Source organism: Marinobacter sp. 1-4A (assembly GCF_016597725.1).
Lineage (GTDB): Bacteria > Pseudomonadota > Gammaproteobacteria > Pseudomonadales > Oleiphilaceae > Marinobacter.
The window spans coordinates 85,512-100,604 of sequence record NZ_VCGY01000011.1; the positions used below are offsets into that span (position 1 = coordinate 85,512).

Annotated in this window: 11 protein-coding genes and 1 pseudogene; 1 reads left to right on the forward strand and 11 read right to left on the reverse strand. The window is 53.8% G+C overall.

Translation table 11 applies throughout. The features are described from left to right. Positions 1–8 precede the first annotated feature (8 nt). Together secA and FE845_RS17680 are read right to left on the reverse strand one after the other, a co-directional pair. Positions 9–2,741, reverse strand: coding sequence for a preprotein translocase subunit SecA (secA, locus tag FE845_RS17675; protein WP_200367663.1), 2,733 nt, complete (start codon positions 2,739–2,741; stop codon positions 9–11). Positions 2,742–2,910: 169 nt separating this feature from the next. Next, the gene (locus FE845_RS17680; RefSeq protein WP_200367664.1) at positions 2,911–3,867 is read right to left on the reverse strand and encodes a peptidoglycan DD-metalloendopeptidase family protein; all 957 of its coding nucleotides are present in this window, start codon (positions 3,865–3,867) and stop codon (positions 2,911–2,913) included. Between the two features lie 212 nt (positions 3,868–4,079). On the opposite strand from FE845_RS17680, the gene FE845_RS17685 reads away from it, so the two are divergent. Beyond that, a complete protein-coding gene (locus FE845_RS17685) occupies positions 4,080–4,526 on the forward strand; it encodes a DciA family protein (protein ID WP_200367665.1) in 447 nt (148 codons plus the stop codon). Between the two features lie 11 nt (positions 4,527–4,537). Here the strand turns inward: FE845_RS17685 and lpxC are convergent, their stop codons facing one another. From lpxC to murD, 9 genes and pseudogenes are all read right to left on the reverse strand, one after another. Beyond that, positions 4,538–5,455, reverse strand: a complete 918-nt coding sequence (lpxC, locus tag FE845_RS17690) for a UDP-3-O-acyl-N-acetylglucosamine deacetylase (RefSeq protein WP_200367666.1) — start codon at positions 5,453–5,455, stop codon at positions 4,538–4,540. Positions 5,456–5,780: 325 nt separating this feature from the next. After that, a pseudogene (gene ftsZ / locus FE845_RS17695) lies at positions 5,781–6,822 on the reverse strand (cell division protein FtsZ); the annotation flags it as partial. 95 nt (positions 6,823–6,917) lie between these two features. Next, positions 6,918–8,153: a cell division protein FtsA gene (gene ftsA / locus FE845_RS17700; protein ID WP_200367668.1), complete on the reverse strand. Its 1,236-nt coding sequence runs from the start codon at positions 8,151–8,153 to the stop codon at positions 6,918–6,920. Positions 8,154–8,189: 36 nt separating this feature from the next. Next, positions 8,190–9,029 (reverse strand): cell division protein FtsQ/DivIB, encoded by an 840-nt coding sequence (locus FE845_RS17705; protein ID WP_200367683.1) that lies wholly within the window; start codon positions 9,027–9,029, stop codon positions 8,190–8,192. After that, on the reverse strand, positions 9,022–9,987 hold the full coding sequence (locus FE845_RS17710; protein WP_200367685.1) for a D-alanine--D-alanine ligase: 966 nt from the start codon (positions 9,985–9,987) through the stop codon (positions 9,022–9,024). Before FE845_RS17710 ends, FE845_RS17705 begins: the two co-directional genes overlap by 8 nt. A 1-nt stretch (position 9,988) precedes the next feature. Then, positions 9,989–11,434, reverse strand: a complete 1,446-nt coding sequence (murC, locus tag FE845_RS17715; RefSeq protein WP_200367687.1) for a UDP-N-acetylmuramate--L-alanine ligase — start codon at positions 11,432–11,434, stop codon at positions 9,989–9,991. After that, entirely contained in the window at positions 11,427–12,533 is a 1,107-nt protein-coding gene (gene murG / locus FE845_RS17720; protein WP_200367689.1) for an undecaprenyldiphospho-muramoylpentapeptide beta-N-acetylglucosaminyltransferase, read from the reverse strand. The genes murC and murG overlap by 8 nt, the downstream gene beginning before the upstream one ends. Beyond that, positions 12,526–13,728 (reverse strand): putative lipid II flippase FtsW, encoded by a 1,203-nt coding sequence (ftsW, locus tag FE845_RS17725; protein ID WP_200367691.1) that lies wholly within the window; start codon positions 13,726–13,728, stop codon positions 12,526–12,528. The genes murG and ftsW overlap by 8 nt, the downstream gene beginning before the upstream one ends. Further along, positions 13,728–15,083: a UDP-N-acetylmuramoyl-L-alanine--D-glutamate ligase gene (gene murD, locus FE845_RS17730; protein ID WP_200367700.1), complete on the reverse strand. Its 1,356-nt coding sequence runs from the start codon at positions 15,081–15,083 to the stop codon at positions 13,728–13,730. The genes ftsW and murD overlap by 1 nt, the downstream gene beginning before the upstream one ends. Positions 15,084–15,093 lie beyond the last annotated feature (10 nt).

Consider the following 15,093-nt stretch of genomic DNA (forward strand, 5'->3'; position numbering starts at 1 on the left):
CGGTATGGTTAGCTCACCTTGCCACAGCACTGCTTGAACTTTTTGCCGGATCCGCATGGGCAGGGCTCGTTACGGCCCACTTTGCGATCCTGTCGCACGAAGGTTTCGGGGACTGCCTGCCCCTCATTCTTTCGCTCACCTTCACCCTGAGCAGTCGCACTGGTTTCATCGTGGCGCAGACGCGCTTTGGCAAGCTCTTGCTCCAGTTCTTCTTTGCGACGGCGCTCAACCTCTTCCATCTCTTCCCGGCTTTGAACCCGAACATGGCAGAGAACGCGCGTTACATCACGCTTCATGGTTTCAAGCATGGTTTCGAACAGGTTAAACGCTTCGCGTTTGTACTCCTGCTTAGGGTTCTTCTGGGCGTAGCCGCGCAGATGAATACCACGACGCAGGTGGTCCATGTTGGAAAGGTGCTCTTTCCACAAAGTATCGAGAACCTGAAGGAATACCTGTTTTTCAAACTTACGCATGGACTCGGCGCCAGCCACTTCTTCCTTAGCCCGATATGCCGTCACAATTTCATCAAGAATTTTCTGGCGTAAGTTATCTTCGTATAGCTTTTTATCCTCTTCCAACCAAGACTGAACTGGCAGGTCGATGGCCATTTCTGATTGCAGTTGCGCTTCCAAACCGGCCACATCCCATTGCTCAGGCATGCTCTGGGGTGGAATGTGTTCGCTAACAAGCGTATCCACAACGTCTTCACGGATGGTATCGACCATCTCGGAGACGTCTTCTGATGACATAACTTCATTTCGCTGATCGTAAATAACCGTTCGCTGGTCGTTGGCTACGTCATCATATTCAAGCAGCGTTTTACGCATGTCGAAGTTGCGGCCCTCGACCTTGCGTTGGGATTTTTCAATGGCGTTGGTGACCATTCGGTGCTCGATCGCCTCGCCCTTCTTCATTCCCATGGCCTGCATCAGACTCTTGACCCGGTCCGGTGCGAAGATACGCATCAGGTTATCTTCAAGCGACAAGAAGAAACGGGAAGAGCCCGGATCCCCCTGTCGACCGGCACGACCACGCAACTGGTTGTCTATACGACGGGACTCATGGCGCTCGGTACCCACAATGTGCAAACCACCGGCTTCCAGAACCTGATTGTGGCGTTCTGTCCACTCGGCTTTAAGACGCGCAATTTCTTCTTCTGTGGGGTTTTCCAGCGCAGCAGCTTCGTGCTCCCAGTTACCACCGAGTACAATATCTGTACCCCGGCCAGCCATGTTAGTGGCGATAGTAACTGCTCCAGGACGACCGGCCTGAGCGATAATTTGTGCCTCAGACTCGTGCTGTTTAGCGTTAAGAATCTTGTGCTCGATGCGTGCTTTTTTCAGGAGCATAGACAGCAACTCGGAGGCCTCGATAGAAGCCGTACCCACCAGGATAGGTCGTCCTTCGCCAGTCACATCCTTGATTTCATCAATGATGGCGTGGAACTTCTCTTCCTGTGTCAGATATACAAGGTCGTTGTAGTCAATACGCTGAATCGGCTTGTTAGGCGGTATAACCACCACGTCAAGGCCATAGATCTGGCGGAATTCGAAGGCTTCGGTATCCGCCGTACCCGTCATGCCTGCGAGTTTGTCGTAAAGCCGGAAATAATTCTGGAAGGTGGTCGACGCCAGTGTTTGGCTTTCGGCCTGAATCTTGAGACCCTCTTTGGCCTCCATAGCCTGATGCAGGCCCTCACTCCAGCGACGGCCAGGCATTGTGCGCCCTGTATGCTCGTCAACAATAACAACCTGACCACCCTGAACAATGTAATCGACATCCTTCTGGAACAGGTGGTGGGCCCGGAGTGCTGAGTGGACATGGTGCAGCAAACTGAGGTTGGCAGCGGAATATAGGCTTTCACCCTCTTCCAGCAACTGACGCCCCAGAAGCAGCTCTTCAACCCGCTCATGTCCCGCTTCAGTCAATTCTACCTGACGGGACTTTTCGTCGATGGTGAAGTCACCAGAGGATTCACCCTCTTCACTGACCTCTCCCTTCTCTAAGCTTGGGATCAATTCGTTAATAGCGAGATAGGCTTTGGAGCTATCTTCAGCAGCGCCAGAAATAATCAATGGTGTACGGGCTTCGTCAATAAGAATGGAGTCAACTTCGTCGACAATCGCGTAGTGGAGGCCGCGTTGCACCTTATCTTCGGTGCTGAACGCCATGTTGTCCCGCAGGTAATCGAAGCCAAACTCGTTGTTCGTACCGTAAGTGATATCCGCTTGGTATGCAGCGCGCTTCTCTTCGGCTGGTTGCCCAGAGACAACAACACCCACCTGCAGCCCTAGGAAGCGATACAATTTGCCCATCCACTCGGCGTCACGGCTCGCTAGGTAGTCGTTCACGGTTACTACGTGCACGCCCTTACCTGGCAGTGCATTCAAGTACACGGCAGCAGTCGCGACCAGCGTTTTACCCTCGCCAGTCTTCATCTCCGCAATCCGACCCTCGTGCAGAGTAATACCGCCAATCAGCTGCACATCGTAATGCCGCATACCCATAACCCGGCGCCCTGCTTCACGAACAGTGGCAAAGGCTTCAGGCAGCAATGCATCCAAACTCTCGCCTTCGTCGAGCCGGCGACGGAACTCGGCCGTCTTGCCTTGCAACTCAGAATCCGCAAGATTACCAAACTGCTCTTCAAGTTCGTTAACTCGCAAAGCGAGCTTGCGCATTCTCTTGATTTCTCTGGCATTTTTACTGCCAAACATCTTGGTTGCAAACTTTGAGAACATAGACTACAGCTTCTTTGATTGAACGGAGGAAGCCAGCATTCTAACCTTATTTTGCAGGAGTACAAAAGGCAGGGCTCACATACCCAGCGTTAAGGAGCTATCCAATGCACAATAAGGGGCCTGATACGGCTGGCGGGGCTTGAAGGAAGGCCAGATAACATCTAATCAATTAACGGCTGGCTCTTTTAATGTAGGTTTCCGGGTTCTCACTTTTTCCGTTACGGATAACTTCAAAGTGCACGTGAGGCCCTGTAGAGCGGCCTGTGCTTCCCATCAGCGCCAGCACTTGCCCCTTCTGGATCACATCACCTACTTGCACTTTAATAGTCTTGCAGTGGGCGTAGCGGGTAACCAGACCGTCGCCATGGTCTACTTCAACCAGATTTCCATAACCGTTGCGCTCGGAGGCATAGGTAACTACGCCGCCCGCCACTGAAATAATGTCGCTGCCTTCATTACCCGCAAGGTCAACGCCTGCGTGCCAGGTACGCTTACCGGTAAATGGGTCGGAACGATAGCCGTAGCGCGAGGACAGCCACCCCCAAGTGATCGGACGCCCCTCCAAATACAGTTCATCTTCAAGTTTTTGGCGGGAAGAAACCTGATCCAGAAGGCGCAATTGTTGTTCGCGATCCAGCATCTTTCGCTCTAGTTCATCAATCATCCGAGTCAACTCGGGCGCCGAGAAAGAGTCGGCAGGGAGCGAGTCTTCAGGGCCACCCACCGCCGCTGGCTGGTTGAAATCGAACTCATCACTGGCAACCAGACCGGACTCAACAAAACGCTGACCTAAGGCATCTAAGCGCAATAAGCGGCCCTGAATCTGACCAAGGCGCAGCGTGAGCGCATCTACCTGATCCTGAACATTCTGCTGAACACTGGCCAACTCCGCTTTCTGCTTGCCCAACTCATTTTGCCAATGGGCTACCAGTTCGGAGTCCGTTGGCTCTTCATGGTCTTTCGTCTGGCCTATTGCAGCACTGTATCCGGCCCAGCTAGCCGCGGCTACTAGAGCAACCAAAACAAAGCAACAAGCAGCAACAGTCAAGGCATTGAGCGCCAGCACACGGGACTTGCCGTGGCTCTTGCCAACAAGAATGATATTCATAATGTTGTCTGACTTCATTTAAGAACTGCAACCATCTCCTGTAGTGTCGCAGCCCGGAAAGTTCCGAGTGGGTTTGCCATCCTTAGCAACAACTACGTACTAATAAATCGTAGCGCCCGGTAGACATACTTATTTACAACAAGGTAAAACAAGATCAGCTATGGTGCTACGCACGAAACGTGCCGAAGTGTAACCAATCGTTAAGCTGATCGTCGAGAAGAAAACGCCCTATGAAGCGAAAAAGTGATCAAAAACTGACCTTCGACAACCTAGGCAAAACGCCAGGACTGCGGGAACTCGTCGCAAAAGCCCACACTCACAGCAAAGCGGAAGAAGAAGTTATAGCTTCATTACCGCCAGCCTTAATGGAAGGCACCCGCTTTGTATGCTGCTTGGAAGGTGAACTGACCCTCTCTGCGGAAAACGCCGGCAAGGCGAGCCAACTTCGCTTCCGTCAGCACGAAATCATGGAAAAATTGCGAGAAAACGAACTATTCCGCTTTGTGTGGAAGCTCAAAGTAAAAGTTGTACCACCCCGGTTTAGCGACAAACCACCGGCTAAAAAGTTAGCACTCAGCAAAGAAAATGCCCGGCTCCTCAAAGAGGAAGCCGGGCACACGAAGGACAAAAAATTACGCGAGGTTCTCGAAAAACTCGCAAGCCACGTACGGGATTAAGGCATCCAGCCTTAAGCTGGCACGGCTAGCACGGGCTTCATGTAAGAGATGGGCGCGGTTTCTTTGTCATCAAAGGTGACCACTTCCCATGCATCCTCTTCTGCCCTGAGCTTGCGCAGTAGCTTATTGTTCAGATCGTGACCGGACTTAATGCCGCGGAATTCACCAATCAGGCTATTGCCCAACAGGTACAAATCCCCAATCGCGTCCAGTACTTTGTGTTTGACGAACTCATCCTCGTAACGAAGACCGTCTTCATTCAGGATTTTGTAGTCGTCTACCACAATGGCATTATCTACACTGCCACCCAGCGCCAGATTCATTGCCCGCAGCTTTTCAATATCACGCATAAACCCGAAAGTTCTTGCGCGACTGACTTCCTTCACGAAAGACGTGCTTGAAAAATCTACGGTCGCGGTCTGGGCACGACCTTTGAACACAGGGTGATCAAAGTCGATGCCGAAGCTCACTTTGAAGCCTTCAAACGGCAGGAAGGTAGCCTTCTTGTCGCCTTCTTCAATGGTCACTTCTCGCTTGATGCGAATGAATCGCTTGGCAGCTTCTTGCTCGGCAATGCCAGCAGACTGCAGCAGAAAGACGAACGGGCCGGCGGAGCCGTCCATGATCGGCACTTCAGCAGCGCTCAGTTCCACATAGCAGTTATCGATACCGAGACCAGCCATGGCCGACAACAAATGCTCTATTGTCGCCACACGGACACCGTCTTTTACCAGCGTCGTGGACAGCATGGTCTCACCCACATTTTCAGCGCAGGCCAGAATTTCGACCACAGGGTCGAGATCGGTGCGGCGGAAAATGATTCCCGAATCTATCGGCGCGGGCTTGAGGGTAAGGTAAACCTTTTCCCCTGAGTGCAGCCCAACTCCCGTAGCACGGATCGTGTTTTTAAGTGTCCGTTGTCTGATCATCGGTTCGTTATTCCGTAAAAAATTGGCGATATTCTAAACAAAAACTTGCGCGCAGAATATCAAAAAATACGACTGAGTACCATTTACGCGACTCGATATTGCGTAAACCTCATACAATCAAGCCATTGGCATTCAGCGCACCCATATCTGGATGGATGATTTACTTGTACTGCAATAACCCAAGCCCAGATGTCAGCTGCACTCGATAGTCAGTCAGCCTGTCTGCGAAGGAACGCGGGAATATCGAGGTAGTCGACCCCCTGCTCTTCGCTTTCTTTGCTCTGATCTATCGCTACGTTGCCGTTTGATACTGCACGACGACGCAGGATTGCAGGGCGGTCCAGCTGATTGTAATCCGTCTTGCCATCCAGAGTGCGGGTGTTATCAACGACTTTGGTCGGCTTTTCGCGATCTCCGCCAAGACCTGTGGCAACAACCGTTACTTTCAACTCTTCAGTCATTTCCGGATCGATTACGGTACCCACAACAACCGTTGCAGAGTCCGATGCAAACTCACGCACAATATCGCCAACCTCGGAGAATTCGCCCAGATTGAGGTCCATACCGGCAGTGATATTGACCAGAATGCCCTTGGCACCCTGCAAGTTGACGTCTTCCAGCAGCGGGCTGCGAATCGCCGCTTCTGCCGCTTCCCGTGCACGGTTTTCGCCGGTGGCACGTGCGGTACCCATCATCGCCATGCCCATTTCGGACATAACCGTTTTAACGTCGGCAAAGTCGACGTTGATCATACCGTTGCGGGTGATCAGATCAGCAATGCCCTGTACGGCGCCAAGCAGAACGTCATTCGCAGCAGCGAAAGCATCCAGCAGACTGGTCTTTTTACCCAGAACCGCCAGCAACTTTTCGTTGGGGATGGTGATCAGCGAATCAACGCACTCTTCCAGCTCCCTGAGCCCCTCTTCGGCCAAGCTCATACGCTTGCCGCCTTCAAAGGTGAAAGGCTTGGTCACCACGGCAACGGTCAGAATGCCCATTTCCCGGGCCACTTCTGCAACAACAGGCGCTGCGCCAGTACCCGTACCGCCGCCCATGCCCGCGGTGATGAACACCATGTCTGCGCCTTTGATGGCTTCGGCGATGCGGTCGCGATCTTCAAGAGCAGATTGGCGGCCAATTTCGGGGTTCGCCCCTGCTCCCAAACCTTTCGTGATGTTGCCACCCAATTGGATGATCTGGCGCGCGTCCAAATCAGTCAGCGCCTGAGCATCTGTATTGGCGCAAATAAACTCTACACCCTCAATGTCACTGTTCAGCATGTGACGCACGGCGTTACCACCGCCACCGCCAACACCGACTACTTTAATGACAGCGTTTTGTTGGACATTATCGACAAGTTCAAACATTCCCCTTCTCCTTCGTGCTGTTTCAGCCTTGTTCCAGACTGTTTATTCGAGATTGTATTTTCGAGATACCTTCGTTTACTGCTTGCCCGGAACCGTCAGAAATGACCGGTAAACCAGGCTTTCATGCGCTCTAACAGCGAGGGTGCATCTTCACCCTTGAGCACCGGTGCCCGACCAAGATCCATTTGCCGGAAACCGTGAATCAACAACCCGACGCCTGTGGCGTAGATGGGGTTATTAACGACTTCTGTCATACCGGAGACCGCGTGTGGGCACGCCAGCCGTACCGGCATGTGGAAGATTTCTTCAGCCAACTCCACCACACCTTCCATGGTTGAAGACCCGCCAGTTATCACGATGCCAGCAGGAATCAGGTCTTCGAACCCTGAGCGACGCAGTTCTGACTGCACGAGGGTAAACAGCTCCTCGTAACGCGGCTCAACAACCTCTGCCAGCGCCTGCCTTGAAAGGTCACGCGGGGCACGATCACCTACACTAGGTACCTTGATGGTTTCATCAGCACCCGCCAGTTGCGTCAAAGCGCAGGCGTATTTGATTTTGATTTCTTCCGCATTCTGCGTGGGTGTACGCAACGCCATCGCTATGTCGTTGGTAACTTGATCACCCGCAATCGGAATGACGGCTGTGTGGCGTATGGCGCCGCCGGTAAACACGGCGATGTCAGTGGTACCTCCACCCATGTCCACAACGCATACACCGAGCTCTTTCTCGTCATCTGTAAGGATGGCGTGGCTGGAAGCCAGTTGCTCCAAGATAATATCGTCGGCCTCTAGGCCACAGCGACCAATACACTTTTCAATATTTTGGGCAGCATTGACGGCACAGGTTACGAGATGCACCTTTGCCTCAAGACGGACACCCGACATGCCCATGGGCTCTTTGATGCCTTCTTGGTTATCAATCACGAACTCCTGCGGCAAGATGTGCAGGATTTTTTGATCCGCTGGAATGGCGACCGCCTGCGCCGCATCAATCACCCTGTCGATATCGGCCTGAGTGACTTCCCTATCGCGAATGGCGACAATGCCGTGAGAGTTAAGGCTCTTTATATGGCTGCCCGCAATCCCTGCATACACAGAGTGAATACGGCAACCGGCCATCAATTCAGCCTCCTCAACTGCCCGCTGGATTGCCTGAACCGTGGTTTCGATGTTCACCACCACGCCCCGTTTGAGCCCGCGGGACGGATGGGAACCTATACCCACCACCTCAATGGTTCCGTCCATTTTGCGTTTGCCGACGATCGCAACCACTTTCGAGGTTCCGATATCGAGGCCGACAATCATGTTTTCCGTTTCAACCGATGACATGTGTTCCACCAAACCGTAGGTCTGAATTTACTGTTTCTATGTTTTCGGGCCGGAAGCAGCCTGAACCTGCTTCCACTGAACGGCTACACCATTGGTGTAGCGCGCATCTACCCGGCTAACTTCGTCCGACCGAGATATCAGCCGGTTTTCATAAACTGTAATAAAACGCTCAAAGCGCTTTGCAACTTGATCCCGACCGAGCACCACTTCAATTCCGTTTGAGAGGCGAAGCGTCCAAGCTCCACGCTGCTCCAACTCCAGCCCGGAAAAACCCAAACCGTGGGCCACCAGTTTGTCGCTCATAGTGCGGGCCATGCTGATCACATCGCGCACGCGCTCATCCGGCCCTGCGAGTTGCGGCAATCTGCCCGCCACATCGGGGTTGGGTGGCATAAATAACTCCCCGGTGCGACTGACCAAACGTCCGTCTGTCCAATACGCTAGAGGCTTTTTCTCCCGTATGTTGATCTCCAGACGATCGGGCCATACGCGGCGTACTGCGACTGATTCTATCCATGGCCGCTTTTCAAGATCGTTCTTGATGTCCGAAAGGTCCGTCGAAAAATAGCTCTTGCCAATCCAGTTTCCGGCTTGGCGCTCAAAAGCAACGCGGCTATCCCCGACAAACTCACCATTCACATCAATGGCCAGAATTTGCTGGTCCATAGCGCCCAGCACTTTCCCGGTTGCCCAGGGTACAAGGCCTGCCGCAAGCAAAATCGCGATACCCATGCCTGCTTGCAACCAAGGCACTGCGGCCAACACCTGCTTCAACACTCCAAACCGGTCCTTCTCCGGCCCGAGAGTCGTTGCTCCCCGGCGTCGGGGAGGCTCGGACGGTATCGCCCGACTCCGGATCAGCAGTGTTTCAAGCATTAGCACCCTCCAGAGTGTCTAGAAGGATCCGTACAACCAATTCTTCAAAGCTGATACCTGCGGCTTTAGCAGACATAGGCACCAAGCTGTGATCGGTCATGCCCGGCACGGTATTCACCTCCAGCAACCAGAACTCGCCCTCCGCATCCTGCATAATGTCAACCCGACCCCAGGTGCGGCAGCCCACGACTCGAAACGCCTCTAAAGCAAGGTTCTGCAGCCTCGCTTCATCCTCGGGCGCTAAGCCACAGGGGATTCGGTAGCGGGTATCGTCCGCGAGGTATTTCGCGTCATAGTCGTAGAACACATGGTCTGTGCTCAGCCCTATGGCTGGCAAAGCCCGGTCCTGCAACAAACTGACCGTGAATTCCGGCCCTTCTATCCACTCTTCCACCAGCACTGAACTATCCAGTGCGGCCGCTGCCTCGAAGGCTTCAGCTAGCTCAACAGCGGTATACACTTTGCGAATGCCAATACTGGAACCTTCCCGGGACGGCTTAACACTCAGAGGCGAGCGCAGCTCCTGAACAATTTGTTCCGCTTCATCCGCTGCCGACATGGTTTTAAACTTTGGCGTCGGTAAACCACAGCCAGCAAACACGTACTTGGTGCGCAACTTGTCCATCGCCAAAGACGAGGCCATCACTTCGCTTCCGGTGTACGGAATACCGGCCTGAGACAAAATGGCTTGCAGTATTCCGTCTTCTCCACCACGGCCGTGCAGCGCAATAAAAACCCGATCGAACTCTGGGTTTTCGACGGTTTTCAGCAAACAACCTTGGACGTCTATGGCAAAGGCATCTACACCCGCAGAGACCAGGGCTGCCAGAACCGCTTTACCGCTTTTAAGAGACACTTCGCGCTCAGCAGAGTCTCCACCCATAAAAACAGCCACACGCCCCAGTGCCCGAACAACATCTGGTTCGGCTCGATAAGCCGGGACTGCGGAATGCTGCATATCACTCACCTGAAAAGACTCCTTGCTCTGCCAGTCGGATCGCTATACCACCGATATCTCCGGCACCCTGAGTAATCAAAAGATCGCCGTCTTGCAGGACACTGGACAGCAAGCTTTCGATTTGTCGATTGTCTTCCACAAACAAAGGCTCCACCTTGCCGCGCTGTCTGATGCTGCGGCATAGCGCTCGTCCGTCCGCGCCAGGCACGGCAGCTTCACCGGCGGAATAAACATCCATAAGCAATAGGCTGTCTACCTCTGATAGAACCCGTACAAAATCTTCATACAAATCACGGGTACGACTGAACCTGTGAGGCTGATACAACATCACCAATCGGCGACCCGGCCATGCATCGTGAGCGGCTCGAATGACGGCTTCCACTTCCGTGGGGTGGTGGCCATAGTCATCCACCAGCGTGACGGTGCCGTTTGGCGTTTGGTAATCCCCGTAAACCTGAAACCGGCGTCCAACCCCTGCAAAAACAGCTAGCCCGCGACAGATTGCTTCGTCTGCAACGCCTTCATCCGTGGCGACAGCAATCACCGCAAGGGCATTCAAAACGTTGTGACGGCCCGGCATTTTTAGTTCGACGTTAAGGTCGCTACGTCCGCCCGGTCGCTTAACCACAAAGTGTGTTTTAAGGCCGTCTGTCACTATGCGTTCGGCACGATAGTCCGCATCTGGATTGCTAATGCCATAAGTGATGATGGCGCGGGAGATCCGGGGGATGATTTCGTTCACGTAGTCATCATCCACACACATCACCGCCAACCCGTAAAACGGCAAATTGTGGAGAAAGTCCACAAACGTCTGCTTGAGCTTTTCTACGTCGCCGTCATAGGTGTCCATATGGTCGGCTTCGATGTTGGTCACTACCGACACCGTCGGCGTTAGATGCAGGAACGAGGCATCGCTCTCATCCGCCTCGGCAACCAAATATCGGGACCCGCCCAACTTGGCATTGGTGCCTGCACTGTTCAACTTGCCACCGATTACAAATGTCGGATCAAGCCCAGCTTCGCCGAGCACCGACGCAATCAAACTGGTGGTCGTTGTCTTACCGTGGGTTCCAGCAACAGCAATGCCGTGGCGATAACGCATAATTTCGGCCAGCATTTCTGCTCTGGGCACAATGGGCACCCGTCGGCTACGGGCGGATACCATTTCCGGGTTATCCGATGCAACAGCGGAAGACACAACAACCACATCAGCTTTGGCGCTATTCTCTGCCCTATGGCCAATGTAAATTTCAATATCCATGGCTTTAAGGCGATTAGTGACCACCCCTTCTTTCAGGTCTGAACCAGACACATCGTAGCCTTGGTTTTTTAGAACCTCGGCAATACCGCTCATGCCGGCACCACCAATACCCACAAAGTGAATGTGGCGAATCCGGCGCATTTCCGGTACTTGAAACGCGAGCGGCGGATTGGTTGTTTCAGCCATTAGCGGCCTCCAGGCAATAGTTTACGACTCGCTCCGTTGCGTCAGGGCGGGCCAAAGTATGTGCAGCCTTGGCCATTTCCAAGACCCGAATTCGATCCTTGGAAAGGTCGCCCAAGGTTTCTGCCAGCACGGTTGGGGTCAACCGCGACTGAGGTATCAATACAGCGGCTTTCGCATTGACCATTTGCTGGCCGTTTTTCGTTTGATGATCATCCACCGCATGGGGGAACGGCACCAGCACCGCTCCAATACCCGCTGCACAAAGCTCCGAAATTGTCAGCGCACCCGCGCGGCATAGCACGATGTCTGCCCAGCTGTAGGCTTCCGCCATATCCTTAATAAATGGCTCAACATCCGCATCAACCCCATGCTGCTCATACGACGCGCGCGCAGCCTCAAAATGGCGTTCACCGCACTGATGCCTTACCTGAGGCCGATCCTGTTGCGGCAGCATTGCCAAAGCTTCCGGCAGCTGCTGATTGAACACTTGTGCACCAAGACTGCCGCCGACCACAAGAATGCGCAGCGCATTATTGGCCTCATCAGGTTCGCGTGAACGCCCGGCCAATCTCTGTTCCGGTGCCGGTAACGCTACTAGATCCTGACGCACTGGATTACCGGTGCACCGAGTGATTACCTCCCCGCCAAAGCTTCCGGGGAAAGCCTCCAGTACCGTTTTCGCAAACCGCACCAGAAGGCGGTTGGTCATTCCTGCAATGGCATTTTGCTCATGGATCACCAAAGGCGTTCGCGTCAGCCAAGCCGCCACACCGCCAGGGCCGGTCACAAATCCACCCATACCGACCACGCAGTCGGGGCGAATGCGTCGTACTATGGTGAAAGCTTCACCCAACCCGCGCATTAGCCGAAAAGGAGCCAGTATCAAGGCCAGCTTGCCTTTGCCACGAAGCCCGGAGATATGGATCAGGGACAAAGGGATACCCGTATCACTAATCAGCCGTTCTTCCATACCTCCAACGGCGCCTAGCCAGTGCACTTCGTGACCCTTCGCCTCAAGTGCGCGGGCAGTGGCCAGCGCAGGAAACACATGGCCTCCGGTACCTCCGGCCATCATTAAAAAGCGGCGCGGTTTAGTCATAACGCGCCCCCATTCTCTTCCGAGGGCTGGCTTTTTCCGAAGCCTGCTTTTCGCTATCTAGCCGTTCCATCTCAACTCTGGCGAGAATCCCGATACACACACAGCTAACCATCAGGCTAGAGCCGCCATAACTCACCAATGGCAAGGTCAACCCTTTTGTGGGCAACAAGCCGGTGCTGACTGCCATGTTGATACCCGCCTGCAGGCCTATCAGCAACGTAATGCCATAAGCAAAGCAGGCACCAAACGGCATATCCGCTTTTTCAGCGCGTCTGGCAATCACGAATCCGGTTACAACCAGCACGGTAAATAGACCAAGCACGATCAATGAACCCAGCAACCCGAACTCTTCCGCAATGATCGCAAAGATAAAATCTGTATGGGCTTCCGGTAAAAAAAACAGCTTTTGAATCGAGTTGCCCAAGCCAACGCCGCCCCATTCACCACGCCCGAACGCAATCAAGGACTGGGTAAGCTGGTAGCCGGTATCGAACTGGTCTTTCCAAGGATCCAGGTAGCTCACTACACGCTTCAGGCGATAGGGCTGAGTCAGCACCAAAATGACCCCAGCCGCCGCCATAGCCGCGACGAGCGGAATAAATTTTCCAAGACGAACGCCACTCAAAAAAATCATACCGGTCGCTGCGGTCACCAGAACAACCGTGGCACCAAAATCGGGCTGGAACATCAACAGAATCGATGCGACAACTAAGATTCCCAGCGGCTTCAAGAAGCCCGGCCAGGTTCCTAACAATGCTTCGCGACGCCGGACGACGTATCCAGCGAAATAGGCGATAAGACACAGCTTCGCCACTTCCGATACCTGCACGTTGAACAGACCAAACGGAATCCATCGGGTAGAACCGTTCACCGTGCGCCCTAAGGGAGTAAGAACCAATATCAAAGCCAAAAAACCGATACCAAGTAGCAGCCAGCCACTGCGCTCCCACCACGCCACTGGCACATTGACCGACACCAGCGCGAGCATGCAGCCCATTGCCGCGAACAAAAGCTGGCGGATCACATAGTGGTAGCCATTGCCTAGGGTCTCTATCGCCATGTCCATGGAGGCTGAAGAAATCATCACCACGCCGATAAGCAACAAAGCAACCGAGGTGATGACCAGCACCGGCAGAGGCTGAATTTCCCCCACCCATTGAGTCCGTACTGGCGTTGCTGACAGTCCCGCCTGCATCAGGCCACCTCCCCCAGCGACTGAACCTGATTACGGAACTGATCACCTCGGTCGATGTAATCCCGGAACATGTCGAAGCTCGCGCAGGCTGGAGAAAACAAAACTCGGTCGTTTTCCAGAGCCAACTCCGCAGCCTTCTTCACCGCATCGGCTAAAGATTCTGCGCGATAAATTGGAAGGTCTACGTCTAGAGCGCCCGCAATCCGATCTGCGTCGCGGCCGATTAACACCACAGCGCGGCAGCAGCACCTAACGGGTTCCGCCAGCTCTGAAAACGCTGCACCCTTGCCATCACCACCGGCAATCAACACTAATTTACCGTTACCCTCCGGCACCAAGCTCTTTATAGCGGCAACGGTGGCTCCGGCATTCGTTCCTTTCGAGTCGTTGATGTACTCCACCCCGGCACGCTTACGCACAAACTCGCAGCGGTGCGGCAACCCGTTGAACTCACGGGCAGCGGCCAGCATGGCGTTCATTGGCAGTCCGGCAGCATGGCCCAAGGCTAACGCCGCCATCACATTGCTGAGGTTGTGCCAGCCCACAAGCCTTAGCTCATTGGCATTCAAAAGATTTTCGAACCCAAAGGTTATCCAGATGCCCTGATCGTCCTCTCGCGTGCTGAACGTTTCCGGGTTAACGCGATTGAACCCGAAACATAAAAACCGCAGGGTATCTCGCGCCATGGGCGTACTCAGTGCGTCATCCAGATTCACAATGGCATTTCGGCAACCGTTAAATATTCTCTGCTTTGCTTGGAAGTAAGCCATTTTGTCCGGGTAGCGATCCATATGGTCATCACTAACGTTCAGTACCGTCGCTGCCAGCGCATTGAGTTCCGAAGTGGTTTCCAATTGGAAGCTGGAGAGCTCTAACACATACAGCTCCGCACCAAGTCCCAGTAAGTCCAGTGCAGGCGTTCCGATATTCCCGCCAACTTTAACGTTGCGACCAGCGGCCCGAGCCATCTCGCCCAACAAGGTGGTGACGGTGGTCTTCCCATTGGAGCCAGTGATAGCCACAACGGGCGCATCGGCTGCTTCGGCAAACAAATCTATATCACCCCGTATGCGCGCACCTTGCTCCACTGCATAGGCAATGGCCGGTTCAGCAATGCTGATTCCCGGGCTTACGATCAACTCATTGAACCCTGCAAACAGTTCTCGGTTGAACGGCCCAAGATAAACCGGGATATTCGGCCACCCGGCACGCAGGTCATCTAGGCACGGAGGCGCTTCTCGGCTGTCAGCCACTGCGATATCCCGCCCCTGAGAGGACAGATAGCGCACGCAGGAGAGCCCGGTTTTACCGAGCCCTACTACTAATGTGCGGCGATCTGACGTGATGACACTCATAATAAGTCCG

What these genes read in the sequence shown, in the direction of transcription:
- secA (WP_200367663.1), bottom strand. Translation starts at nt 2,741, where the DNA reads ATGTTCTCAAAGTTTGCAACCAAGATGTTTGGCAGTAAAAATGCCAGA.
- FE845_RS17680 (WP_200367664.1), bottom strand. Translation starts at nt 3,867, where the DNA reads ATGAAGTCAGACAACATTATGAATATCATTCTTGTTGGCAAGAGCCAC.
- FE845_RS17685 (WP_200367665.1), top strand. Translation starts at nt 4,080, where the DNA reads ATGAAGCGAAAAAGTGATCAAAAACTGACCTTCGACAACCTAGGCAAA.
- lpxC (WP_200367666.1), bottom strand. Translation starts at nt 5,455, where the DNA reads ATGATCAGACAACGGACACTTAAAAACACGATCCGTGCTACGGGAGTT.
- ftsA (WP_200367668.1), bottom strand. Translation starts at nt 8,153, where the DNA reads ATGTCATCGGTTGAAACGGAAAACATGATTGTCGGCCTCGATATCGGA.
- FE845_RS17705 (WP_200367683.1), bottom strand. Translation starts at nt 9,029, where the DNA reads ATGCTTGAAACACTGCTGATCCGGAGTCGGGCGATACCGTCCGAGCCT.
- FE845_RS17710 (WP_200367685.1), bottom strand. Translation starts at nt 9,987, where the DNA reads ATGCAGCATTCCGCAGTCCCGGCTTATCGAGCCGAACCAGATGTTGTT.
- murC (WP_200367687.1), bottom strand. Translation starts at nt 11,434, where the DNA reads ATGGCTGAAACAACCAATCCGCCGCTCGCGTTTCAAGTACCGGAAATG.
- murG (WP_200367689.1), bottom strand. Translation starts at nt 12,533, where the DNA reads ATGACTAAACCGCGCCGCTTTTTAATGATGGCCGGAGGTACCGGAGGC.
- ftsW (WP_200367691.1), bottom strand. Translation starts at nt 13,728, where the DNA reads ATGCAGGCGGGACTGTCAGCAACGCCAGTACGGACTCAATGGGTGGGG.
- murD (WP_200367700.1), bottom strand. Translation starts at nt 15,083, where the DNA reads ATGAGTGTCATCACGTCAGATCGCCGCACATTAGTAGTAGGGCTCGGT.